Annotated in this window: 23 protein-coding genes and 1 riboswitch; of the genes, 16 read left to right on the forward strand and 7 right to left on the reverse strand. The window is 36.1% G+C overall.

Annotation, left to right across the window (positions count from 1 at the left end; genetic code table 11):
- Positions 1–5 precede the first annotated feature (5 nt).
- Genes HIPMA_RS06670 through HIPMA_RS06710 form a run of 9 tightly spaced genes read left to right on the forward strand, consistent with a single transcriptional unit; the run spans position 6 to position 8333 of the window.
- A complete protein-coding gene (locus tag HIPMA_RS06670; protein ID WP_013682282.1) occupies positions 6–524 on the forward strand; it encodes an OmpH/Skp family outer membrane protein in 519 nt (172 codons plus the stop codon).
- Positions 521–1555 carry a UDP-3-O-(3-hydroxymyristoyl)glucosamine N-acyltransferase gene (gene lpxD / locus HIPMA_RS06675; RefSeq protein ID WP_013682283.1) on the forward strand — a complete coding sequence of 345 codons (1035 nt, stop codon included), beginning with the start codon at positions 521–523 and terminating at the stop codon, positions 1553–1555. The genes HIPMA_RS06670 and lpxD overlap by 4 nt, the downstream gene beginning before the upstream one ends.
- Entirely contained in the window at positions 1542–2000 is a 459-nt protein-coding gene (gene fabZ / locus HIPMA_RS06680) for a 3-hydroxyacyl-ACP dehydratase FabZ (RefSeq protein ID WP_013682284.1), read from the forward strand. Before lpxD ends, fabZ begins: the two co-directional genes overlap by 14 nt.
- Positions 2000–2779 (forward strand): acyl-ACP--UDP-N-acetylglucosamine O-acyltransferase, encoded by a 780-nt coding sequence (gene lpxA / locus HIPMA_RS06685; RefSeq protein WP_013682285.1) that lies wholly within the window; start codon positions 2000–2002, stop codon positions 2777–2779. The genes fabZ and lpxA overlap by 1 nt, the downstream gene beginning before the upstream one ends.
- Entirely contained in the window at positions 2776–3867 is a 1092-nt protein-coding gene (lpxB, locus tag HIPMA_RS06690; RefSeq protein ID WP_013682286.1) for a lipid-A-disaccharide synthase, read from the forward strand. Before lpxA ends, lpxB begins: the two co-directional genes overlap by 4 nt.
- Complete coding sequence (locus tag HIPMA_RS06695) at positions 3864–4451, forward strand: lysophospholipid acyltransferase family protein (protein WP_013682287.1); 588 nt, start codon at positions 3864–3866, stop codon at positions 4449–4451. Before lpxB ends, HIPMA_RS06695 begins: the two co-directional genes overlap by 4 nt.
- Entirely contained in the window at positions 4438–5436 is a 999-nt protein-coding gene (gene lpxK / locus HIPMA_RS06700) for a tetraacyldisaccharide 4'-kinase (protein WP_013682288.1), read from the forward strand. Before HIPMA_RS06695 ends, lpxK begins: the two co-directional genes overlap by 14 nt.
- Positions 5417–7156: an ABC transporter ATP-binding protein gene (locus HIPMA_RS06705; RefSeq protein WP_013682289.1), complete on the forward strand. Its 1740-nt coding sequence runs from the start codon at positions 5417–5419 to the stop codon at positions 7154–7156. The genes lpxK and HIPMA_RS06705 overlap by 20 nt, the downstream gene beginning before the upstream one ends.
- Positions 7140–8333, forward strand: a complete 1194-nt coding sequence (locus tag HIPMA_RS06710; protein ID WP_013682290.1) for a 3-deoxy-D-manno-octulosonic acid transferase — start codon at positions 7140–7142, stop codon at positions 8331–8333. The genes HIPMA_RS06705 and HIPMA_RS06710 overlap by 17 nt, the downstream gene beginning before the upstream one ends.
- 157 nt (positions 8334–8490) lie before the next feature.
- On the opposite strand, the gene mfd is transcribed toward HIPMA_RS06710, so the two are convergent.
- The 7 genes from mfd to rpiB form a co-directional block, all read right to left on the reverse strand.
- Positions 8491–11589, reverse strand: a complete 3099-nt coding sequence (gene mfd, locus HIPMA_RS06715) for a transcription-repair coupling factor (protein WP_013682291.1) — start codon at positions 11587–11589, stop codon at positions 8491–8493.
- A complete protein-coding gene (locus HIPMA_RS06720) occupies positions 11586–12329 on the reverse strand; it encodes a septal ring lytic transglycosylase RlpA family protein (protein ID WP_013682292.1) in 744 nt (247 codons plus the stop codon). Before HIPMA_RS06720 ends, mfd begins: the two co-directional genes overlap by 4 nt.
- The gene (locus HIPMA_RS09230) at positions 12322–12951 is read right to left on the reverse strand and encodes a lysophospholipid acyltransferase family protein (protein WP_013682293.1); all 630 of its coding nucleotides are present in this window, start codon (positions 12949–12951) and stop codon (positions 12322–12324) included. Before HIPMA_RS09230 ends, HIPMA_RS06720 begins: the two co-directional genes overlap by 8 nt.
- A complete protein-coding gene (locus HIPMA_RS06730) occupies positions 12948–14054 on the reverse strand; it encodes a sensor histidine kinase (protein ID WP_013682294.1) in 1107 nt (368 codons plus the stop codon). Before HIPMA_RS06730 ends, HIPMA_RS09230 begins: the two co-directional genes overlap by 4 nt.
- Positions 14051–16144, reverse strand: a complete 2094-nt coding sequence (locus HIPMA_RS06735; RefSeq protein WP_013682295.1) for a tetratricopeptide repeat protein — start codon at positions 16142–16144, stop codon at positions 14051–14053. Before HIPMA_RS06735 ends, HIPMA_RS06730 begins: the two co-directional genes overlap by 4 nt.
- Before the next feature lie 83 nt (positions 16145–16227).
- Positions 16228–17466, reverse strand: coding sequence for a serine hydroxymethyltransferase (locus HIPMA_RS06740; RefSeq protein ID WP_013682296.1), 1239 nt, complete (start codon positions 17464–17466; stop codon positions 16228–16230).
- Complete coding sequence (rpiB, locus tag HIPMA_RS06745) at positions 17463–17897, reverse strand: ribose 5-phosphate isomerase B (RefSeq protein ID WP_013682297.1); 435 nt, start codon at positions 17895–17897, stop codon at positions 17463–17465. The genes HIPMA_RS06740 and rpiB overlap by 4 nt, the downstream gene beginning before the upstream one ends.
- Positions 17898–18158: 261 nt before the next feature.
- On the opposite strand from rpiB, the gene HIPMA_RS09745 reads away from it, so the two are divergent.
- The 7 genes from HIPMA_RS09745 (at position 18159) to HIPMA_RS06780 (ending at position 24132) form a co-directional block, all read left to right on the forward strand.
- Positions 18159–19277 (forward strand): methyl-accepting chemotaxis protein, encoded by a 1119-nt coding sequence (locus tag HIPMA_RS09745; protein WP_041324027.1) that lies wholly within the window; start codon positions 18159–18161, stop codon positions 19275–19277.
- Positions 19278–19286: 9 nt separating this feature from the next.
- Complete coding sequence (locus HIPMA_RS09750; RefSeq protein ID WP_041324029.1) at positions 19287–19748, forward strand: methyl-accepting chemotaxis protein; 462 nt, start codon at positions 19287–19289, stop codon at positions 19746–19748.
- Positions 19749–19821: 73 nt separating this feature from the next.
- On the forward strand, positions 19822–20172 hold the full coding sequence (locus tag HIPMA_RS06760; protein WP_013682298.1) for a PAS domain S-box protein: 351 nt from the start codon (positions 19822–19824) through the stop codon (positions 20170–20172).
- Positions 20169–20738, forward strand: coding sequence for a GAF domain-containing protein (locus tag HIPMA_RS06765; RefSeq protein ID WP_013682299.1), 570 nt, complete (start codon positions 20169–20171; stop codon positions 20736–20738). The genes HIPMA_RS06760 and HIPMA_RS06765 overlap by 4 nt, the downstream gene beginning before the upstream one ends.
- Positions 20739–20771: 33 nt before the next feature.
- Positions 20772–22355: a GGDEF domain-containing phosphodiesterase gene (locus tag HIPMA_RS06770; RefSeq protein ID WP_280985295.1), complete on the forward strand. Its 1584-nt coding sequence runs from the start codon at positions 20772–20774 to the stop codon at positions 22353–22355.
- Positions 22356–22464: 109 nt separating this feature from the next.
- Positions 22465–22532, forward strand: a riboswitch (Fluoride riboswitch).
- A 17-nt stretch (positions 22533–22549) separates the two neighbouring features.
- On the forward strand, positions 22550–23500 hold the full coding sequence (locus tag HIPMA_RS06775) for a respiratory chain complex I subunit 1 family protein (RefSeq protein ID WP_013682301.1): 951 nt from the start codon (positions 22550–22552) through the stop codon (positions 23498–23500).
- On the forward strand, positions 23497–24132 hold the full coding sequence (locus HIPMA_RS06780; RefSeq protein WP_013682302.1) for a hypothetical protein: 636 nt from the start codon (positions 23497–23499) through the stop codon (positions 24130–24132). Before HIPMA_RS06775 ends, HIPMA_RS06780 begins: the two co-directional genes overlap by 4 nt.

Genomic DNA, 24132 nt, shown 5'->3' on the forward strand with positions numbered 1-24132 from the left:
TATTTATGAGAAGAATTTTAATGACACTGCTTATCGCAACACTGTTGGGAGGATTTTATCTAAAAGCTCAAGCAAGTAACATAGCCTTTGTAAACCTAAGGCTAATATTGCAGGAGAGTAAATCTGGAAAACAAGCAAAAAGCGAAGTTGAGGCAATAATACAGGCAAAAAAGATGGTCATAGAAAAAAAAGCAAACGACCTTAAAGCCATTTTAAAGAAACTAAAAAACAAAAAACTCTCCAAAACAGAAAAGGAAAAGCTTCAGAAAGAATACGAAACAAAACTAAACGACTTGCAACAATATCAATCCAAAGCCTCTCAAGAGGTTAGAAAGAAAGAAGTAGAGCAAACAAACAAGGTTTTATCCCTTGCAATAGGTACAATAAAGAACTATGCAAAAAAACACCACATAGACGGTGTATTTGAGTTGAGTCAGGGTAATGTAATATACTGGAACGATGCTTTGGATATAACAAAAACAATAATAAAACTGATGGATAGCAGTAAAAACACTAAAAAATGAAGCCAGAAGAAGTAGCAAAGCTTTTGGGGTGTAAGGCCATAGTAAAAAGAGAGGTAAAGCTAAACTCAGTTGCTCCAATAGAAACAGCTAAAGAAAATGAGCTTGCCTTTCTTTCCAATCCCAAGTACGAAAAATACCTAAAGACAACTCAGGCTGGTTGCATTATAGTAAAACCTGATATAGACATAAAAGAATACCCACATTTAAATTTTATTATTTGTGATAATCCATATCTGGCCTTTGCAAAAATCATACGGTTTGTATATGCACCCAAACCACCCAAGCCCTACATAGCCAGCCAAAGCTACATAGATGCAACAGCAGAAATAGACAAAACGGCAAGAGTGGAGGAGTTCACATATATAGGAAAAAATGTAAAAATAGGCAAACACACAAGAGTAATGCCTTTTGTCTATGTTGGCGACAACACAACTATAGGTGATAATTGCCTTATATATCCCCATGTTACAATCAGGGAAGATACAGTAATAGGCGACAACGTCATAATACAGGCCGGTGCTGTCATAGGTAGCGATGGATTTGGCTATGCAACAGACGAAAACGGTAATCACTTAAAAATACCCCAAATTGGCAATGTAGTAATAGAGGATGATGTAGAGATAGGTTCAGGTACAACTATAGACAGAGCAGCTTTGCAAAGCACTGTGATAAAAAAAGGTACAAAAATAGATAACCTTGTTCAGATTGCCCACAACGTAGAGGTAGGAGAGAATTCAATTATTGTAGCACAAACAGGCATATCAGGCTCAACAAAAGTTGGCAAAAACGTAATACTTGCAGGTCAAACAGGTATTGCAGGGCATTTAAAAATCGCAGACAATGTTATAATAACGGCAAAGTCAGGTATAGGAAAGAGCATATCAAAACCGGGGGCATACAGTGGAATTCCGGCATACGAACACTCCAAATGGTTAAAAAATAGTGCTGTTGCCCCGAAACTATATGAAATGTATAAAAAGATAAAAGAGTTAGAAAAAAGGATAAAGGAGCTTGAGGATGCTAACAATTGAAGATATTAAAAAGATGCTGCCGCACAGATACCCATTTTTACTCGTCGATAGGGTTTTGGAATATAAAGAAGGGGATTGGATAAAAACACTTAAAAATGTTACCTATAACGAACCCTTCTTTACTGGCCACTTTCCGCAGGTATCTGTTATGCCCGGGGTTTTAATGGTTGAGGCGATGGCTCAAAGCGGAGGAATCCTGGCTTTTCTCTCCATGAATAAAGAAGAGTTTGAAAGGTCTATCGGTGGAAAAAGGATGGTATATTTTGTTGAAATAGAAAGGGCCAGATTTAGAAGGCCTGTAATACCTGGAGATCAGGTAATAATGGAGGTAAAGATTTTAAAACACAAGCTCGATATCTGGAAAATGGAAGGAAAAGCTACGGTTGATGGCAAAATTGTGGCAGAGGCAAAAATGGCAGCAAAAATAGATAGGGAGTTGGAGTAATGTCAACACAGATACATCCAACAGCTATAATAGAAGACGGCGTTGAGTTAGGGAAAAACGTTGTCATAGGACCTTTTGTTAATATAAAAAGCAATGTGGAAATAGGCGATAATACTATTATTGAAGCAAACGCCTATATAGGTTCTTACACCAAAATAGGCAAGAATTGCAGGATTTTTCCCTCATCTGTTGTTGGTAGTATACCTCAGGATTTAAAATTTAAAGGTGAGCTCAGCCAACTAATCATAGGTGATAATACAACAATTAGGGAATTCTGCATGATAAATAGAGGAACAAAGGGTGGAGGAAGCATCACAAAAATCGGTAGCAACAATTTAATAATGGCTTACGTTCACATAGCCCATGACTGCATCTTGGGTAACAATATTATTGTATCAAATGCCGTTCAATTTGCAGGACATGTTGTAGTAGAAGATAATGTTGTAATTGGCGGCATGAGCGGTATACACCAATTTGTAAGAATAGGAAAATTCGCCATGATAGGTGGTATGAGCGGTATAGGTCAGGATGTTGCACCATTCTGCTTAGCTGCTGGGCCAAGAGCAAAACTACATGGGCTAAATTTAGTGGGACTAAAGAGAGCGGGTTTTTCTGCAGAAGAAATAGAACAACTAAAAAACGCTTACAAAACAATATTTAAAAGCAATCTAACATTCGAACAGGCATTTGAAAAATTAAGAAACAGTCCATCCAAAAATGTTATACATATGATAGACTTTCTGAAAAATTCAAACAGGGGCTTCTGCAGGGATAGATGAATGTCCTTATTATAACAGGTGAAAGATCAGCAGAAAATTACGCATCTCTTTTGGTAGATGAGTTAAATAAGCTGGGCAGCTTCAATTTTTTCAGTATATGCTCAGACATTCTGGATAAAAAAACGACAAAAATAGGTGACTATAGAGATATATCTATAATTGGGGCGAGAGAGGCTTTTGGGATATTAAAGAAAGCCATTAATCTTTTAGGTAAAGCAAAAAAGACCATAAAAGAGAAAAATATAGAACTTGTGATTCTGCTTGATTTTCCAGAATTCAACCTAAAGATAGCAAGATTTGCAAAGAAAAATAAGGCAAAAGTCGTATATTACATAACACCGCAGGTGTGGGCTTGGAGAAGATATAGGATAAAAAAACTCAATCAATATACAAATCTAACATTGCCTATACTGCCTTTTGAGAGGTTATTTTTTAAATCAAATGGCCTAAAAAACGCCAAATTTTTCGGTCATCCAATAGTAGACATACTTCACAACAGAGTAGGTATTCACAAAAAAGAGAACATAATATTACTGATGCCAGGCTCAAGAAAAAGCGAAATAGAGTTCAACTATAAACCTATGTTTGAGGCTGCAAAGCTTATCCATGAAAAATACCCACACTTTGACTTTGTCTGGATCTTCCCACAACACCTGAGCATGACCCTTGCCAACAAACTAAAAAAAGGTTATGATTTTATCAAAATTAAACACAATCCTTATAAGTTTATGGATAAAGCCTTCTATGGCATCCTAAAAAGCGGAACTACAACACTTGAAGCTTCGCTGTTTGGTCTTCCAATGACTGTTGTTTATAGGTTAAGTAAACTAAGCTATAGAATGGGAAAGATACTTATAAAAAACATCAAATATATATCTCTACCCAACCTGATACTCAATAGAGAAGTAGTAAAAGAGCTCATAGAGGATGAGGCAACGGCTGAAAGCATCTTCGAAGATTTTGAAAGAATACATTTAAATGCGCAAATAAGAAAAAACATGAGAAGTGAACTGCTGAGTTTGTGGCAGATTTTAGGGGATTATCCCATAACACCAAAGATAGCAAAAGAGATAGCAAAGCTAACATGAAAATAAAGGCCTACATAATATACCTATCCTTAAAATTATACGGCAAAACGTGCAAGATTGAGCTTATAAACGAAGGTTTAAGAGACTACAAGAAACCGGTTATCCTTGCATTTTGGCATGAGGTTATTTTGTTTACACCCTTAGCATACGACAAAACAAGAGAAATAAAAATACTTCAAAGCACGCATAAAGACGGCGTTTTAGCAAGTATGGTTATAAACAAGTTTGGCCTAAAAACTGTATGGGGATCAAGCAACAGAGAACCATTAAAAGCCTTTAGAAGCATGGTGAAAGAGATAAAAAGCGGCTATAGCATAGGCATAACCCCCGATGGCCCAAAAGGTCCACCGCGCAAGTTAAAAAAAGGCATTTTAGAACTTGCATACTTAACAAAGGCACCTATAGTGCCTGTAGTGGGTAAATTTTCAAACTACTTCAGAATTAACAGTTGGGATAAAATGATTATTCCAAAACCGTTCTCAAGAGTAAAATACATTCTAAAAGAACCTATTTTTATTTCATCAAAAGATGAATTCGAAGACAAAGCAAGACTAATTGAGAGAATACTCAATGAATCAGGTTAAAGCAAAAAAACTACAAACCAAGTTAAAACCCCTCCTCATCCCGTTTTCTTTTATTTACGGGACAGCAGTAAATATAGCAGACAGCTATACACTTAAAAAAACCAAAAGGGAATTCCCAAAGCAAAAGATAATAAGCATAGGAAACTTGGTGGTTGGCGGTGTGGGTAAAACCCCTTTAGCAATAAAACTTGCAAACAGTTTAGCAAACTACGGAAAAGTATGTGTTATCACAAATAACTATCCATTAAAGGATAAAAGGGTTCATTTGGTTTCCATAGATGGCAACATATTCAAAAAACCTCCCAAAGTGAATGACGAACCGTACATGATTGCCTTAAAGTGCCCGAATGCATCGGTTATAGCATCAAAAGATAGGATTGCAGCCATAGAGCTTGCAGTAGGTTTAAATACAGACTTTGTTATTTTAGATGATGCATTACATGTAAATAACATAAAGAAAGATTTAGAGATTTGTGTATTTGATAAAGACAATCCATTTGGAGGCGGGTTTTATCTACCTGCAGGGCTTCTAAGGGCACCAAAAAAGGCAATAGATAGATGTGATATAAAAATATGCGTATCTAAAAATAAAACAGACAAAAAACCACCATTTGATTGTATAGAAGCAAACCTAAAGATTAAAGGTGTATTCGATTCAAATCATAATCCAATAGACATCAAAGATAAAACTGTATTTGCTTTTTGTGGAATAGGAAACCCTCAAGGGTTTTTAAATACAGCAAGCAATACAGGCGCACAAATCAAAGATTATCAATTTTTTAACGACCACCACCAATATACAGCCTACGACTTGAAGATTCTGGAAAAGAAAAAAAAGCAGTCTGGTGCAGAGGTGTTTATAACAACCCTAAAAGACTTTGTAAAATTAGAACACCTAAAGGATGTATGCTACATCGATATAGATTTAGAGATTAACTTAAGACTGGTTTTAAAGGAAGTATTAGATGGACAAAAAAACATTTAAAAGACTTTTACAATACCTAAAACCATATTGGAAAAGGCTCATCTTTGCCTTCATATGCATGATAGGCGTCGGTGGTCTAAGTGGACTTGCAGCATACTTGATAAAACCAGCACTGGATGGCGTATTCATATCAAAAAACAAGCAGATGCTTATGCTTCTGCCTATCGCCATAATGCTAACCTATTTCTTCAAAGGGATGTTTACATACCTGCAGGGTTATCAAACCCACTATATAGCTGAAAAGGTGCTCTTTAACATACGCAATCAGTTATTTGAGCACATTGTATACCTACCAACCAATTTTTTTGACAAGTACCATACGGGTGAAATCATGTCGAGAATTCTCAACGACACCGAGCAGGTCCAAAACAGTATAGCCAATGTAATACCAAACACGATAAGGGAAATATTTACAATAGTAGGCCTTGTAGTTGTTTTGTATGTAAACAACTACAAACTAGCCTTCATCTCAACGGTTGTATTCCCTCTGGCTGCATACCCTGTTATCCATTTTGGCAAAAAGATGAAAAAAATAGGCAAAAGAAGGCAACTCTCCATAGCCAATATCACAATGATAATTCAGGAAACACTAACAAACATCCGTCTAATCAAGGCTTTTGCGACAGAAAAAAAAGAGGCGAATGAGTTTTTAGATGAAAGCGATAGATTCCTAAATATAAAACTCGAGGCAATAAGAATTGATGAAGCAACAAGTCCGTTAATGGAATTCATAGGCTCTGTGGGTATAGGCGTGCTAATTTGGGTAGGTGGATATATAGTTTTTAAAGACATGCTCTCCGTTGGTGGCTTCTTCTCTTTTATGGCGGCTCTATTTATGCTTTATAAACCCTTTAAAACAGTAGCAAAAGCAAACAACGAGATAAACACATCCATAGCTTCAGTTGAGAGGATCTTTGAGATCATCGACACAGAAAAGGAAAAATACTCAGGGAGTATAAGATTTGAAGGTGTAAAAGACTCTATAAAATTCGAAAATGTGTACTTCTCGTATAGTGGCGATGATAAATACGCACTAAAGGATATAAACCTAACCATACCGGCAAAAAGCGTGGTCGCACTTGTTGGAGAAAGTGGCGGTGGTAAATCCACAATACTTGAATTAATACCGAGATTCTATGAACCAACAAGAGGCAGGATTACAATAGATGGCATTGATTTAAGAGAACTTGACCTTGTAACCCTAAGAAGAAAGATAGCTATAGTATCCCAAAGAATCATGCTATTCAACAGAAGCGTCAAAGAGAATATAGCTTACGGCAGGGAGGATTTAACCGATGAAGAAATCATAAAAGCTGCTAAGGATGCATATGCCCACGATTTCATAATGAAGCTCAAAGATGGATACGATACAAATTTGGGTGAGCAGGGTGTAATACTCTCTGGCGGTGAACGACAGAGAATAGCAATTGCAAGGGCAATCGTCAAAGACCCCGATATCCTGATATTAGATGAAGCAACAAGTGCATTGGATTTAGAGAGTGAGCAGATTGTTCAAAAGGCCCTAAATAATCTCATGAAAAACAGAACAGTAATAATGGCAGCACACAGAATATCAACAGCAATGATAGCAGACAAAATAGTGGTAATGAAAAGTGGTAAAATTTTAGCCCAAGGAAAACACAAAGAACTATTAGAAAAATGTGAATATTACAGAAAATTATACAATCTACAGGCAAACGGTGATGCTGATATTGTATAACCTTCTGATTCTTTTTCTTTCTATTGCAGCAGCACCACTTATACTAATAAAATCAATCACAGACAAACGTCTAAGATACCGCATAAAGGATAGGTTTCTCCCAAAAAGCATAAATGAAAAGGACTACATACTATTTCATGCCTCGAGTTTTGGTGAGACAAAAACCCTATTCTCTGTTAAGGAGTTTTTTGAAAAAGAACTAAACTCAAAGGTTGTCTTTAGCGTTTTTACTGATACGGCACATAAATTACTAAATGAGAATGGAATATTGTCACCGATAGATTTTTATCCATTGTATGCTAAAATATTCAAGCATCCCCCTAAAATAGCGCTATTTTTTGAGACAGAGATCTGGCCGTCATACCTAAGCTTTTTAAAAAAAAGGAACACTAAACTGGTCTTAATAAATGCTCGAATGTCAAACTCCACATACAAAACCTATAAACGTTTTGGTTTCTTTTTTAAAAGAATAATATCCGTGTTTGATTTAATTATTGCAAAATCACACGAAGACGCAAAAAGGTTTAAATATTTTAACACAAATACAATAGTATGTGGAAATCTAAAACAGTACAAAAAACCCCAAAAATTCAACCCCGATAATCTTAAAAAGACCTTTTTGATTCAATCCACCAAACCTGTATTAACATTAGCAAGTTTTCACAAGGAAGAAATCGATATTGCAATTGAGATAATAGATAAACTGAGAAACGATTTTTTTATTGTTTTAGCCCCAAGACACCTTGAGGATGTACCCCTTTTTGAAAAACAACTGCAGTTAAATCAAATACCATTTTCAAATAGAACCTCAAAAAAACAACCATCTACAGTTTTGCTTTTGGATACAATGGGAGAGCTTGAAGGTATATACTCTTTTACAGATGTCTGTATTGTTGGTGGAAGTTTTCATGAAAATCTAAAAGGTCACAACCCTATAGAACCATTATTTTATAATAACGTCGTCATATGTGGCCCGTTTATGGAAAGTTTTTCTGAAGAAGTGGAGCAATTAAAAAAACTAAATATGATAAACCAACTAAAGGATACAAAAAGCAAAGACTTAATAGAATCTATAAAAAAAAGTAAAAAAGTAGACTCATCTGATTACTTCAAACATTTAGAATATATATTAAATTGTTATCTAATCAATACAAAAAACCTACTTAAACATAATTAAACAATCACTTTTTACTTGATTTTTTAGGTTTTTATTATAAAATGCCAAAAGAAGTTAAATTTTTCGCCTCACTCCCCCTTAAGTGGGGCCTCCCCCCTGTTTCTCTCGCCAGAGAGAGCCCTATTGAACGGGAAGCACCCTGATGTGGTGCCTTCCGCTATTTTTTTATGGAATTGAATATATCTATCAGGTTTCTATGAATGGTTTTGAGCCTTTTGCCTAAAAGAGGAAAAAATACAGAGGTTTCCGATAAAAATCTGCAATTTTCTAAAGATATAAGCTTGTCTGTATCTATGTTTGCATCTATATAAAACTCCACAATAACACCATTTTTTGAAAGCGATAACTTCTTAGCATAGACCTGCTGAGCGGCTATTTTTAAAGACGCAAGCAGAAAAAGATTCTCAACTGGTTCAACAAACTTGCCAAATCTATCTACAAGCTCATTTTTCAACTCTTCAAGCTCATCCTGACTTCTAATACTTGCAAGTCTTTTGTAAATCTCAACTTTCTTCTGAGAGGATGCATATTCATCAGGAATATACACATCGAAGGAGTGCTTTATTTCAACTTCCCTCTGAGTTGGCTGACTTTTAAGTTCTTTGATAGCCTCCTCTATTAACGATAGGTAGGTTGAAAAACCCACAGATTTTATTTTACCGGATTGATCTTTACCCAATATATTGCCATACCCTCTAATTTCCATATCCTTCAAGGCCAAATTGAGGCCAGAGCCCCTTTCTATAAACTCACTCATATACTCAAGCCTCTTTGTGGCATTTTCACTAAGCTTGCCTCTATAAAGCAGATAGGCATAAGCCACTCTGTCTCCCCTACCCACTCTTCCCCTAAGCTGATGCAAATCAGACAGACCAAACCTATCGGCATCGTCTATAATTATTGTGTCGACCGATTTTATATCCAAGCCAGACTCTATAATTGAGGTTGAGATGAGTATATCAAATTCACCGTTATTGAACCGCTCAAACACCGATTTTATCTGATTTTTGGGCATTTTTGCATGAACAATACCCTTTTTTGCAAAAGGAAGAAGATTATCTAACTCAGATTTTACCTTATCCATCGTCTCTATGCTGTTGTGAACAAAATACACCCTGCCCTCTCTGGATAATTCCCTTAAGATAGCATCCCTAATAATAGATGATTTTCTCTTTGCTATTATAGTTTCTATGGGCTTTCGCTCAAGCGGCGGCGTCTTTATCACGCTGATATCTAAAATACCATTAAGAGACATGTTGAGCGTTCTTGGTATGGGCGTAGCGCTTAAATAAAGCATATCGGCATGAGGATATTTGGACTTTAAATGCTCCTTAACTTTAACGCCAAACCTATGTTCCTCATCGATTACAACAAGACCCAAATCTGCAAATTCTACATCTTTAGAATATACAGCATGGGTTGTTATGAGTATGTCTATTCTTCCCTGCTTAAGCCCCTTTAGAATCCTCTCCCTTTCTGATTTTGTGCTAAAGCGAGTAAGAAGCTGAATCTCCACAGGAAAACTTTTAAATCTATCCTTTAAGTTTTTGAAATGTTGAAGAGCCAAAACCGTTGTTGGAACCATAAAAACAGCCTGTTTTAGATTAAACACGGCTATTGCTATAGCTCTTGCTGCAACCTCTGTCTTACCAAAGGAAACATCACCACATATTAGCCTATCCATAGGCACATCTTTTGACATGTCATCCTTGACATCACTTATAGCCTTAAGTTGATCAGGGGTTTCATCATACTCAAACATGGCCTCAAACTCTTTAATCTCAAGCAGGTCAATATCATAGGGTTTTCTTTTTACAAGTTGTCTTTTTGCGTAAGTATTCACAAGCTCAGTTAAAATCTTCTTTATAGACTTTTTTATGCTCTCTTGATTTCTCTGCCACTTATTACTCCTTAATGAGCTCAAACCATCGCTACCGTGATAGGCAAGCAATGCGTCGCTGTTATAAACCGGCACATAAACCTTATCGCCCTCATCAAATTCAAGCTCAAAAAAATCTTCCTGTTTATCCTCAATTTTTATCTTTTTAAGTCCATTAAATTGCGCTATTCCGTATTTTTTATGAACTATCCTATCACCAATCTCAAACTCAACGTTTTTAGGTTTTCTAAAACGTTTAAGCGAAAATCCACCTTCAGTTAATCCAAAAAGCTCAGCAAAACTCACAAACGCTATCTTGTTGTCCTTATCCCAAATACCTTCATCTAAATATCCGCTATCCAGATAAACAGCAGGCAAAAGTGCAGCCCTACCCTCTCTTAACTCCTTAAAAGGGATACCCTTTAAAGATAAAAACTCCTCAACCCTTTTTCTTCTTGTTTCTGAACCACACGCTATAATTACTCTATTGTCTTTGGACTTCTCCCTAAGAAGCTTCACTTTATCATCCATAGACAAAGATTCATTTATAAGCCTTGTTAAAGAAAAATCATTTTGAAATAACTCAAGTTTATCTAAAAATTTAGACACATCTATCCTTGGAGCAAATATGTTTTTATCTTCATAAAACTCTATAAGCCTATAGGCTGAATTGATATCATTCTCATCTATGTTGGCAAAACCTACGAAATCCTCAAAGCCAAAATCGCTCAAAAATTCTCTATTTTCAAGCAATATATACCCAAATTCATCTTCTTTAGCTTTATATTCGGATGCAGGTAAAACGACAGCCTCATCAATCGTCTCAAACGTCCTTTGGTTCTCCAAATAAAATAGCTTTATGCTGTCTACCTCATCATCAAAAAATTCAATCCTCATAGGTTTATCATAAAAAGTAGAAAATAGGTCAATTATAGCGCCCCTTTTTGCAAACTCACCAGGCGCATAGACCATATCAACCCTCTTATAAAACAACTCAGAAAGCCTCTTTATAAATTCATCCAACTCTACAACATCGCCCCTCTTTATTTGGATAACCTTATCAATAAAACTATCAAAACTAATAACAGGTTGAATTAGTGCGCTTATATTGGTAAGAAAAACCAACCTTTTATCGGAATTGATAAGTTTATAGATAGAACTCAATCTATTTGAAACAAGATAATTCGAAGGTTCTATAGAAGAATGAGGCGGGATTTCATAGCAGAAAAACTTGCATATATCCGACCCAGTAGAATTGAACTTAGAAAAATAGTTTATCTTTAGAGCGAACTTTTCTATCTCTATATTATCCTTTAATACAACAATTGTATTTGCTTCGGTTTTGGCTATTTTATAAGCGAAAGAGCTTAAGCTCATCGTTTAACTATACAGTATGAAATTACAACTGGGGCAATGTATTTTAAGGCAAACCTCAAAGCGTCATCTTTAGAGTCAAAATTCCCCACAAGAACCCTATAAAATCTTTGCCCATTAACAATAGCTTTTACTATATAAAGACCCTTAACAGAAGAGTTAAGTCTATCCCTAAACTTCAATGCGTTACGTAAACTCCTAAAAGAACCAAGCTGTACGGCATAATCTGTAAAACCAACATCTATGTTTTGGTTAATTGTAATCTTATCAAGCTCATCTATATTTTGAGGTTTACTTTTGTATGTGTAACTATTTTTCGCATAGCTATTGCCACCTATAACAACGATTTTAACGGGGGCTGTCCCCGTACCTATCATTCCTATGTCCTTAGCTGCTGCATACGATAGGTCTATGATTCTATTTTTAACAAAAGGCCCCCTATCATTTATCCTTACAACTGTAGATTTACCGTTATTTAGATTTATCACCCTTACTATAGTATTGAAAGGCAGGGTTTTGCTCGCAGCTGTATGATCGTACATGTTATAGACCTCTCCATTTGCAGTCCTTTTGCCATGAAAATTCGGTCCATACCACGAAGCTATCCCTTCCTGAGTATAACCTACAGGAACACTACTCATCACATTATACGGATAATAACCGCCGCCTATATACCCTCCCCTATGCGTGCAGGATGTTAAAATAAGCAAAGCTATAGCAAAAACAGTAAAACGTTTAATCATATACCTTCTCTCTTACCATTTTCTCAATTTCTATATCTGAAAACTCTTTAGGGTCAATTCTATCTAATATGTTAACAGATACCCTGCCGCTGTTTAGGGCAAGTTTACCCACCGGCATAATATAGGCAGAGTTTTCTATCCTAACTGGATATATGGGCAAATCCCTCTTTTTTGCTATTAAGATGCCACCCCTTTTAAAGGCCGTCTTATTCTTTCGTGTCCCTTGAGGAAAAATAACAACACCACCAGAGAAATCGGTTTTTACAAACCTAAGTAAAGCTGCTGCTGCTTTCTTTTCATTAGCCCTATCAACACCCACAACGCCAACATCCTTCATAGCCCTTCCAAGAAGCGGTATCTTGAAAAGCTCTTTTTTTGCTATCCAGTTAAGTTTGACCCTGCTACAATGATACAAAGCTAATATATCAAAATAACTTGAATGGTTAGGCATAATAACGAAGCGCTCATCCTTAAAATCCCCTCTACATTCAACATCAATCTTAAACATATCTAAAACATCTACAACCCAGCGCCTTATAATATTTTCGTCTATTTCTTTCGATTTTACAATATACCAACCTGTAAATAATGCAAATCTTATAAAGTTAAAAAACGCCTTCATAGGATTATTCTAAATAAACTACCTCTTCTGGATGTCTCTATCTCTATTTTACCGTTCAATATATCAACAGCCTGTCTTACTATTGCAAGCCCCAAACCTGTACCATTCTTTTTACTTGTATAAAACGGCTCAAATATTTTAGATGTATCCTCTATCCCCTCACCGTCATCTTCTATGCTCAAAACAACATTGTCTTTTATTTTTCTTAGGCTTAAAATTACCTTGCTTTTTGCAGCCTCTATGGCGTTTATCAATATGTTAACAGCAACACTTTTAAGGAGATTTCTATCACTAACAATATAAAACTCCTCAGACTTTTTAAACAATTCAACATCACTACCCTTTAGTCTCGCATAAACCTCAAACTCAACCTCTGAGACAAAATCTAAACTTAAGAATTTCTCTGGGTTGTAGTTTATAGTCCTCGTAAACAGAAGCGTATTATTAATTATATTATTTATACGCTTTATACTCATCATTATGTTATCAACAATATCCTTCTTCTTGCCGTCATCAAGTAGAGGCACCAAAAGTTCTATACTAGCAAGGGGATTTTTAATATCATGTGCGATAGATGCCGCCATCTGGCCAATTATAGCAAGTTTCTCCTTTTTCTCGTTCTCCTCTTTGAGTTTTTCCATCTCCGTTATATCGCTAAAAACAACAACGGCACCATCGGTTTTATCATCCTCTAAAACACATGAGGCCGAGATATTAAGAATCTTCCCCTCCCCTTTAACATCTATTGTTATCTTTTTGGAGCCTTTAAGATAATCTACAATATTACATGCAGAAGCTCCTCTAAGTTCATCAATAGCAAATATCTCTCCAAGATGTTTGCCCTTTGCCTGCTCCTCATCTATACCAAAGACAGAACTCGCTTTTCTGTTGAATGTCCTAACATAACCATCTACATTAACAGAGCAAACACCTGTATCTATGCTTTTTAGTATATTTTCTAAATACCTGCGATTACTCTCAAGTCGCCCCTCTAAAACCTCAAACTTACGTTTTAGCTGATTGTAGGAATTCTCCAATTTTCTGCTGGTTTGTATGACAGTCTCAAACATCAACTGGAGTTTTTTTAGCTTATCCTCACTCACATTAATAACGCCTTTAAGATATTTACATAATCGCTGTGCGGATATGTTCTTTTGAGATTATCGTAAGCCTCTCTGGCCTTCTTTGTGTTGCCCAATTTCAAATAACCCAAAGCTTTATAGAACAACACCTTCTCTTTAAACTTAAGATTGTTTTCAACATTACTCAAGATTTCTATAGCATCTTTATAGTGATTAAGCTTGTATTCACACAGACCCTTTAAGTAGGTTACCTCATCTGAATAAATTTTAGCGACTATTTTTGACAAAATATTTTCTGCTTCCTTGTATTTTTTCATATGATATAAAACTCTTGCTATTCTAAGTCTCAGATAATCAGCCATGAGTGGCTGTTTAGTTTCTAAGGCTTTTTGATAGAACTCATAAGCCTTATTATAGTCTCCGTTGTAGTAGTTAATATCACCAAATATCATATCCGTGTAATTATTGTACGGTTTTTGCTGGGGTAGCTTATTCATCACATCCAGCGCTCGCATATTATTGCCCATTTCAACAAAGTATTTAGCTATAACAGCACCTCTGCAGGCATCATCCTTTATGATATGCATGAATTTAGAAACATAACCAACCTTATGCGTAAATATCAATGCCCAGGAAAACCTGCAGTAGTCGCACCCCTCGGGCATCAATGGGGCTGCATATGAGTAAATCTTGTCTATTTTATCTACGGAGGGCATCCTGTAGAAATCATCTAAGAGTTTGTTGATGCTATCTGATGCCATAGGTTGAGCCTTTTTATTATAGGGGCTATTCGAATAAAGCTTTTTGAGTTTTAATAGATAATCAAGTGATTTTTCGTAGTTCTTCTCCCTGTAGTTTTTCTTTGCATAGACAAATAAAGCCAAAGAAACAACCTCTGGGTCGTTTCGATATTTTGTCATAATTTTATCGATTGTCTTTTTATCAACATTACCCTTCTTTAGCTTTGCCTCATCCATTAATTTTCTTGCCTGGGCTTTAATCTTTTCATCCTTGGAAAATTTGATCAAATACTTACCCCTATAGTTTAAATCATTAAAATCACCCTTTTTTAAATCGCATTTCATCCTCTTAATGTAAGAATAGTTAACCATATCCTCCTTATGGGTCTGCTCTATGTAGGAAAATACCCTATCGGCTTCCTTGTAGTCTTCATATTCACATAGGGCTATACCCACATCCCCAAGCTCTCTATAAAATTCCGACTGCTCTATATCGTTGAGTTTAGAAGACATATAGTAATAAGCCAACACAGCTTTTGCATAGTCTTTCTGCCTAAAGAAGCACTCGGAAGTAAGTAGCATGCTTACAGGATAGAACTCACTCTTCTTTTTAACATTCAAAAATATCTTGAGTGCATTCCTACACCTGTTCTCCTTATAGTAGCTATACCCCAGCATAAATTCAGCCTGATATGACCATTTTGTGTCGGCATACTCTTTTACTATCCTTTTATAGATATTCCTTGCGCTCATAAACATCTTCTTTTTCTCATAAATATCTGCAATTGAAAACAGAGTCTGAGCAACGGCTGAATTCTTTGGGGCAAAATGGATAGCCTCATTATATGTTTTTATAGCCTTATCATATTCTTTTATATTCTTATAACAATCACCAAGCAAGAAATAGGCATTGATAAAGAAGCTGCTTGATGGGTATTTGGTTACAATCTCTTTAAAAAAGGCCGCAGCAAGCCTGTAATTTTTTATATAAAATGCCCTTATGCCACTAAAAAAGAGCGTCTCATCGTAGGTTTGTTTAAATTTTTGGGCGGGTGAGAAGGTGTTCTCAGAGACATAGAATGGTATTGCAATTAAATCTGTAGGTACACCGCTTAAAATTTCCTTTTTCTTCTGATTTACAACAAATTGTGGTTTTACTATTACAACATCGCCATCTTTTTCAAATAACGGTTCAAACCCCTTATTGCATTCGATAACAATTTGGGATGAATTATCGTTGTTTTCTACATAGAAACTTTTAAAGTAATTATCTTTTATGTTCCTGGCTATGAGTTGTTTTTTTACAAGCTTATCAGGGAAAAAGGCCACAAAATACCTACCCTTAACATAGAGATAGGCATTCTGCGGCACCTCGTTTAACTTAAAATAGGGGGTCTTATCCCCCTTATAAAAGGCAAGCTCAACCCCAAAAGCCCTTATGGAAATAAACAGTATCAGACAGAGTAAAACATAAACTCTTCGCAGAGCTTTTTCACCTCTTCTCTAATTTGGGCGTATTTTTGCTCATTGCCCAGGTTATTCAGGGTTTCTGTGATAAACTCCCCTATTTTTTCCATCTCTTTCTCTTTCATGCCACGGGTGGTAATAGCTGGCGTTCCTATCCTTATACCGCTTGTGATAAATGGGCTTTTTGTCTCACCGGGCACGGTGTTCTTATTAACCGTTATACCAACCTTACCCAAGGCCTCTTCTGCCTCTTTGCCTGTTATATTCTTATCAGTCAAATCAACAAGCATCAGATGGTTATCCGTACCGCCGCTAACCAACTTAAAGCCGTTATCCATCAGCACCTTTGCAAGCGTCTTTGCGTTTTTTACCACCTGCTTTTGATATTCCTTAAACTCATCGGTCAACGCCTCTTTAAAGCAAACAGCCTTAGCTGCAATAACATGCATTAAAGGCCCACCCTGCATGCCCGGGAAAACCATCTTATCTATCGGTTTTGCGAAGAACTCCTTACTCATAATCATACCACCACGAGGACCCCTTAAGGTTTTGTGTGTCGTTGTTGTAACAAACTCACAATATGGGATGGGGCTTGGGTGGATACCTGCAGCAACAAGGCCTGCAATATGGGCAATGTCTGCCATCAAATAAGCATCTACGCTATCTGCAATCTCCCTGAATTTTTTGAAATCTATTGTCCTTGGATAGGCGCTTGCGCCGCATACAATCAGCCTCGGTTTAAACTCATCTGCAATAGCTGCAACTTCATCATAATCGATCAGGCCTGTTTCGGGATTTACGCCATATCCAAAGCTTATAAAGAGTTTGCCGGAAAAGTTAACCCTTGAGCCGTGGGTTAGATGACCGCCGTTTGTTAGATCCATACCAAGCAATCTATCACCGGGCTGAAGGGTTGCAAGATAGACAGCCATATTGGCTTGAGAGCCGGAATGGGGCTGAACATTCACATGGTCTGCTCCAAAAAGCTCCTTAGCCCTATTAATGGCAAGCTCCTCAACAACATCAACATATTCGCATCCGCCGTAATACCTTTTGTGTGGGTATCCTTCGGCGTATTTGTTTGTCATTATAGAACCTTGAGCCTCAAGGACAGCCTCAGACACTAAATTCTCACTTGCAATAAGCTCAAGGCCATACATCTGCCTCTTCTTTTCGTTCTCTATAGCCTGATAAACATCAGGGTCAAAATCCTTCAAAACGCTCATAACGCCTCCAACTCAGATATTTTGTTTATTCTACGCTCGTGTCTTCCACCGTCAAAAGGGGTTTTTAAAAATATACTAACCATCTGCTTTGCAATCTCAATACCCGTTGTTCTGCCACCGAATGCCAAGATGTTAGCATTGTTATGCCTGCGGGCAAACTCAGCAGTATATGCATCATGACACAAAGCACATCTAACACCATCGATCTTATTGGCAGCTATACTCATACCGATTCCCGTTCCACAGATTAGTATACCTTTGTAGCCGTTTTCTGCAACCCTAATAGCCACCTCTTTTGCTATATCTGGATAATCACATGAATCAGAAGAAAATACACCCACATCCTCAAAAGTCTCACCAAGCTCTTTTAGAAAATCCTTAATCTTTTCTTTCAATTCAAATCCACCGTGATCAGAGCCTATTATAACCACTTCCTCCCCCTAAACAAATTTTTGCCAAGTTATACCACAAAATAGAGTAAAATCAACGAAAATGTCCTGAACCCAGAATCACGCCTAACAAGATGATTGTAGGGAATTTATAGATTTGCTTATAATTTTAAGCTGACACTTGAAAATACAAAAAACAATTTATAATATTAAATTAATAAGTGAATTAGTAATTTATGTAGAGTATTTTTTTTTTGCGAATTTTTACTAACTAAAAATTAAATTATTTTTAGGAGGTAAGCGATGGGGAATGTATCGGTTAGAAAAATGATTGTTGCATTTTTTGCCCTAATTGTTCTTGGTTTAATAGTAGGATTTTATGCCACCGTATCATCAAGCAAAAGTGTTAAACACAGAACCAAAGTTATATATACAAGAGATTTGAACCAAGTTAGCCTATACAACCAAATCAGGAAAAACTATTCAAAAGGAGAAAAATACCTGCTTAAAGCTTACTTTTTAAAAGACAAAAATATGCTTAATTTAGCCAAAAAGTATTTTGAGAAAGTGGATATGCTTATAGATAAAAACATAAATAAAACCAATATAAGCCAAACAGAGAAACAGAAATTAATGACACTGAAGTCATCAATAGACAATCAATTAAGGGTTGCCCTAAATCAAATGAATCTCAATTCAAATAATATAAACGACTTCCAAAAGTTTGACAAACTAACGCAATCCATAGATGAACAGATAGATTCAATTTTAGATAACAGGATTGGTTTAATTAGAGCTTTAATTATAGATATTTACAAGGGTTTAGACAATCATAACAAACTAATGTTTACAATATATGCCATCATCGCAGCAATAATAGTGCTGGGCTTTTTAGCCTTTATGAAATACCTAATAAAGCCACTAAGTGGCGTTGGTGAGGTGCTTGATAGAATTGGTAGCGGTGATTTAAGTGTGAGATTTAAAATATACACGAACAATGAGATAGGTAAACTCAAAAGAAATATTAACTCAATGGTTGAAAACCTGCAAAAGATGGTAAACGAAACAAAAACTGCATCTGATAATATGCTAAAGGGCTCATCTAACCTTTCATCAACATCTGTTCAAATATCTGCTGCAAATGAAGAAACCTCAAGGGGTATGGGAGAGATAGAAAACGCAATAAAAGATGCAACAAAGGCTATTGAAAGCATAGCAGAGTCCACAGAGAACATAACATCCTTAGCCGAGGGAATAGCAGAAATAAATCAAGAGTTAATTAAGGATATGGAAGAAAAGCTAAGAATGATGGGAATAAATGCCGAATTAGCAGAAAAAACAACAAAGCAAATTAATGTTGTAGGTGAATCATCAAAAGAGATAGGCAAGATCGTTGATGTAATTAGCGACATAGCAGACTAGACAAATCTATTGGCTTTGAATGCTGCTATTGAGGCAGCTCGCGCAGGGGATGCTGGTCGTGGTTTTGCCGTTGTTGCCGATGAGGTAAGGAAATTAGCAGAGAAGACTCAGCGCTCAACAGAAGAAATCAGAATAACAATCGCAAGGATGCAACACGATGTAGAGAAAGCTATAGAACAAACGATTAAAACAAAGGAGAGCATACTGTCAGAGGCTGAATCTATAGAGAAAAACAGAGAGCATGTAAATGAAGTTGTTGAAAGAACAAATAGAACCATAGATGAAATTCACTCAACAAGTGCAGCAACAGAAGAAATATCTGCAACAATGACAGAAATAGATTCTCAAATAAGCGAAATCACAGAGGCAATAAAAGAGAATGCAAAGGCAGCAGAGTCTATAGCTGCTTTGTCTGTAGAATTAAAAGACGCAGCACAAAATGTTTCAGATTTGTTGAGTAAGTTTAAGTAAAACAGAATAAATTTTGCAAATTATGTTTAAAGATGTTGCACAAAATGTAGTCAATTTGGTAGATAATTAGAATATGAAGAGGATAGAATTCGACAAAGAAACATTAAAAGCTATAGGCAATACCTATATATTCGGTGTGTATGCATATCAAGATGATGGTAGATTTGTCTTTGTAAACGATGCATTCTGCAAATTAGTAGGCTATAACAAAGAGGAACTTCTAAGCGGCAAGATAAAACTCTTAGATTTAATTAAAGACAACTTTAGAGATAGAGCAAAAAGCTTAATAGACCGCAGGGTTTCGGGCGAGTTCTTTTCAAGGGAGTTCAGCGAGCTTTTATATATAACCAAAAATAGACAAACAAAACCTGCTTTGAACTTCGGTTACACAATTATGTACAACGCAAACCATCAGGCTTTGTGATCACCGTCGATATAACAAAACAGAAGACCTACGAAACACTTTACAAAAGTATAGCAAAAGTCAACGAGATAGTTGCAAACCTAAACAACGAGGATGAGATATTAAGCGAAGTCTGCAAGGCTTTAAACAAGGATGTGGGGTTTGACCTTGTATGCGTGGGCGAGATCGACAAAAACACAAAGCTCTTCAAGGAAAAGTTCATATCGGGTAAACAGGAATATATAGACATTTTCAGAAGCATCAAGATCTCCGTTGATGAGAGCATACCAGAAGGCAGGGGAAGTGTGGGCAGGGCATACAGAGAAAAACGGGTTGTTGCCATAAATGATATTTATTCGGACAAAAACATGGAGGCCTGGAGAGAAGCTCAAACAAAGTTTGGGGTTTACTCTGTATGCTCTATACCTCTATTCAAAAACGGCGAAATAGCCTATATTCTTGTTCTTTACTCTAAAATACCAAATATATTTAAAGAAGAATTCCTACACCTAATAACAAGTATAAGCAAATCCACAAATATGGCATTTGCCAAGATAGAAACGGAAAAATGGAGCAATATCTTATAGCAAGCCGTTAATTTTGGTTTTGATTTCGTTTTAATAATAGACGACAGATTAAATATAACCCATGCAAACGCCAATGCATTTCAGATGTTGGGCTATTCTAAAAAAGACATTATAGGAATGTCTATAAAAGAGATCATTCATCAGGATGACAAAAAAATCCTAAATTACCTTACCAAACAAACTTTCGCATCTAGCGGCGATTATATAGTAGTAAAACTAAAGACAAAGAGAGGTGAATTTAAAAAAGCGATACTACACATATCAAAAATAGCCACACCCCAAACATACATTATAGCAACAGGTAAAGATATAACACAAAACACAGAACTCCAAAGGATTATAGAAAACACATTAAAAAGGGATCCTCTAACCAATCTTCTAAACAGATATGCCTTTATAGATGCCTCAGAAGAGTATTTGGAAAGGGCTAAATACCAAGATAAACTCAGCTCAATAATAGTTATAAAGCCAATAAAATTCTCTCAAATCAACGAAGTAATGGGTTTTGAGAATGGAAACAAAATTCTCATAGAGATATCCAATAGAATCAAAAACTTCTTAAGAAAATATGATTTGGTGGCTAAACTTGAGTCGTCAAAATTTGCTGTTCTGCTTAAAGATATTGCAAGGGAAGAAGACATATTTGTTATAAGCATCGACCTTATAAAGGAGTTAGCAAGGCCCTATTATGTGAATAACAGAAAATTAAACATCTCTTTCAATATAGGTATAAGTATGTTCCCTATAGATTCAAATGACGCCAAGGACCTTTTGGAAAAGGCAGAGATAGCCCTAATAGATGCTCGCCTAAAAGGAGAAAATGCTATAGGCTTTTACAAAGAAAATCTAAAAAGCGAGACAGAAAGAAAACTTCAAATAAATCAGGATTTTCCGGAAGCACTTAGTAACAAAGAATTCAAATTATACTTCCAACCTTATTTCGATATAGAGTCAAAAAGGATAGTAGGAGCTGAGGTGTTGGTTAGGTGGATAAAAAACGGGGTTACTATACCGCCATCTGAATTTATACCCGTACTTGAGCAGACAAGAAACATAGTTAAACTGGAGGACTATGTAATAAAAGAGACTATAGCATTTATAGAGGAATTCAAAAACAAATTAAATTTAATACCGCTATCTGTAAACCTATCACCAACGAGTTTAATGGATGATGATTTTATAGACAAGCTCATCTCAATGGCAGGAAAATTAAGCCAATTCATAAATATAGAGATAACAGAAAGACTATTTCTGGATAAGCTAAACAAAGCAAAGTCTCTTCTAAAAAAACTAAGGGCAAAGGGCTTCAGAATCTACATTGATGATTTTGGAACAGGATATTCATCTCTATCTTACCTATCAAGCCTTCCCATAGACTGTATAAAAATAGACATTTCATTTGTAAAGAAAATACTGGAAGATGAAAAGACAAAGGCTATAGTAAAAACCATAATATATCTGGCAAAACAGCTTAACCTGTTTACAATTGCAGAGGGCATAGAAACAGAAAAACACCTAACAGCTCTAAAAGAAATGGGATGCCAAATTGCACAAGGCTTCTTACTTTCAAAGCCTTTACCTAAAGAAGACTTCCTAAACCTCCTAAAAAACCACTAATAAGGCTAAACTTAATTTAAATTATAACTCTAAAATTCTATTATTAAGTATTTTTTGCATTAGAAAGCCAATCTTGACAAAAAAATAACCCTTTGATATAAAACAGGTGCAGCTTAAAGGCGGTGGAGTTCGCCTTAAACTGCCCTCTCTCTTTGGGCCAATAACTCCTGCAAAAACTATAGTTGAGGTGGTTTATGTTGTGGGTTTATAGTGTTATGCAATTGCTCTTTGTGGTTATCTTTGCACCCTTAATTGCTGGCATTTTCAACAAGCTCGTTGAGGTTTACCAATCCAAAGAAGGTCCTCCAATCTTGCAACCCTATTACGACCTTGCCAAACTATTCAAAAAACAAAGCGTAATCCCACAGGTCGCATCGGATCTTTTTCAGCTTGTTCCCTACATAACATTCTCCATGTATCTATTCCTAACATTAGTCTTGCCTATCATCACAGGTTTTCCCCTAACATTTGGCCCAACAGTTGACTTTATTGGCGGCGGACTGATATTCGCAGCCATAGCAACGCTAAAGAAACTCGCTGCCCTGGATAGCAGAAATAACTATTCACATATGGGCGTCTCAAGAACTTCAAGCATCGGCGCACTATCAGAGCCTATAATCGTTCTTATTTTTATCACATTTGGCGCTATATCCCACACAAACAATCCCTATGTAGTCAATAACATATTGCAAACATCAACCCATTGGTATATCTCCCTTGTTCACTGGTTTGTTGTATTTGCCTTTTTCATGGTACTTTTAGTTGAAACGGGTAAACTGCCTATAGAATCGCATACAAACAACGAATTCGGTATGATAGACCAGGCCATAGAGATGGAGTATTCATCTAAGGAGTTAGCATTTATGAGGTGGGGCGGCTATATAAAACAGTTTCTCCTGATGAGTGTGTTTTTAAATGATTTCCTACTTCCCTTCTTCTTGCCGATGAAACCCAATTTTCTGAATATCTGTATTTACAGTTTAATCCACCTAATAAAACTAACCGTTCTTGTGTTTGTTATTGCAACCATTCAATCTACCATATCCAAATACAAACTGTTCAAAAATTTTGAATATATTGCTATAGCCTTCTCCTTTGCTTTACTTGCCATACTGGTCTTTTACACAACCGGAGGTGTTTTATGAAGGATGCTTACATAGTTGTAGGTTTTCTGCAAATAATACTCATACTATTTATGCAGTGGCAAATATATCTAAAAAAGATAATCTTAACATTTGCCATATCATCAATTGCCATAGCAGGATTTTTGTTTGTAAGTTTTCAAACAACGCAAGAACTGTCGTTGTTGGTTTTGGTTCTGCTTACTCTCTTTATAAGAGCCATATTCATACCCTCATACATCTTGAAAAAACTAAAACTGCCCCATAAAGAAAGAGAGGTAAAACACACAATACCCACAAGCCTTTCCATAATCATCTCTATACTACTGGTTGTATTTTCTCACACAATATACAAAACAACACTGTTCAACAGCATAGACATACAAGCCGGTTTTATACCTATAGCTATAATAATTCAGGGCATGTTCCTAATTGTATCGCGCAACAATGCATTCGTTCAGCTTATAGGCTATATGGTTATAGAAAACGGATTGTTCCTGTTTGGAGGATATATGTTTCCAGATTTACCATTCGTTGTGGAAGGGGGCATACTCCTAGACCTCATAGGTGTTGTTATGGTATCTGCAATTATAATGAAACTAAGGGAAGAATCTGTTCCTGATGTAATAGATGAATTTGAAGAGTTTAGGGGGTAG

The organism is Hippea maritima DSM 10411, assembly GCF_000194135.1.
In the GTDB taxonomy this organism is placed as follows: Bacteria; Campylobacterota_A; Desulfurellia; order Desulfurellales; family Hippeaceae; genus Hippea; species Hippea maritima.

Excerpts from the sequence above, each read along its gene's own strand:
- HIPMA_RS06670 (WP_013682282.1), top strand. The coding sequence starts at position 6 with ATGAGAAGAATTTTAATGACACTGCTTATCGCAACACTGTTGGGAGGA.
- lpxD (WP_013682283.1), top strand. The coding sequence starts at position 521 with ATGAAGCCAGAAGAAGTAGCAAAGCTTTTGGGGTGTAAGGCCATAGTA.
- fabZ (WP_013682284.1), top strand. The coding sequence starts at position 1,542 with ATGCTAACAATTGAAGATATTAAAAAGATGCTGCCGCACAGATACCCA.
- lpxA (WP_013682285.1), top strand. The coding sequence starts at position 2,000 with ATGTCAACACAGATACATCCAACAGCTATAATAGAAGACGGCGTTGAG.
- lpxB (WP_013682286.1), top strand. The coding sequence starts at position 2,776 with ATGAATGTCCTTATTATAACAGGTGAAAGATCAGCAGAAAATTACGCA.
- HIPMA_RS06695 (WP_013682287.1), top strand. The coding sequence starts at position 3,864 with ATGAAAATAAAGGCCTACATAATATACCTATCCTTAAAATTATACGGC.
- lpxK (WP_013682288.1), top strand. The coding sequence starts at position 4,438 with ATGAATCAGGTTAAAGCAAAAAAACTACAAACCAAGTTAAAACCCCTC.
- HIPMA_RS06705 (WP_013682289.1), top strand. The coding sequence starts at position 5,417 with ATGGACAAAAAAACATTTAAAAGACTTTTACAATACCTAAAACCATAT.
- HIPMA_RS06710 (WP_013682290.1), top strand. The coding sequence starts at position 7,140 with ATGCTGATATTGTATAACCTTCTGATTCTTTTTCTTTCTATTGCAGCA.
- mfd (WP_013682291.1), bottom strand. The coding sequence starts at position 11,589 with ATGAGCTTAAGCTCTTTCGCTTATAAAATAGCCAAAACCGAAGCAAAT.
- HIPMA_RS06720 (WP_013682292.1), bottom strand. The coding sequence starts at position 12,329 with ATGATTAAACGTTTTACTGTTTTTGCTATAGCTTTGCTTATTTTAACA.
- HIPMA_RS09230 (WP_013682293.1), bottom strand. The coding sequence starts at position 12,951 with ATGAAGGCGTTTTTTAACTTTATAAGATTTGCATTATTTACAGGTTGG.
- HIPMA_RS06740 (WP_013682296.1), bottom strand. The coding sequence starts at position 17,466 with ATGAGCGTTTTGAAGGATTTTGACCCTGATGTTTATCAGGCTATAGAG.
- HIPMA_RS09745 (WP_041324027.1), top strand. The coding sequence starts at position 18,159 with ATGGGGAATGTATCGGTTAGAAAAATGATTGTTGCATTTTTTGCCCTA.
- HIPMA_RS06760 (WP_013682298.1), top strand. The coding sequence starts at position 19,822 with ATGAAGAGGATAGAATTCGACAAAGAAACATTAAAAGCTATAGGCAAT.
- HIPMA_RS06775 (WP_013682301.1), top strand. The coding sequence starts at position 22,550 with ATGTTGTGGGTTTATAGTGTTATGCAATTGCTCTTTGTGGTTATCTTT.
- HIPMA_RS06780 (WP_013682302.1), top strand. The coding sequence starts at position 23,497 with ATGAAGGATGCTTACATAGTTGTAGGTTTTCTGCAAATAATACTCATA.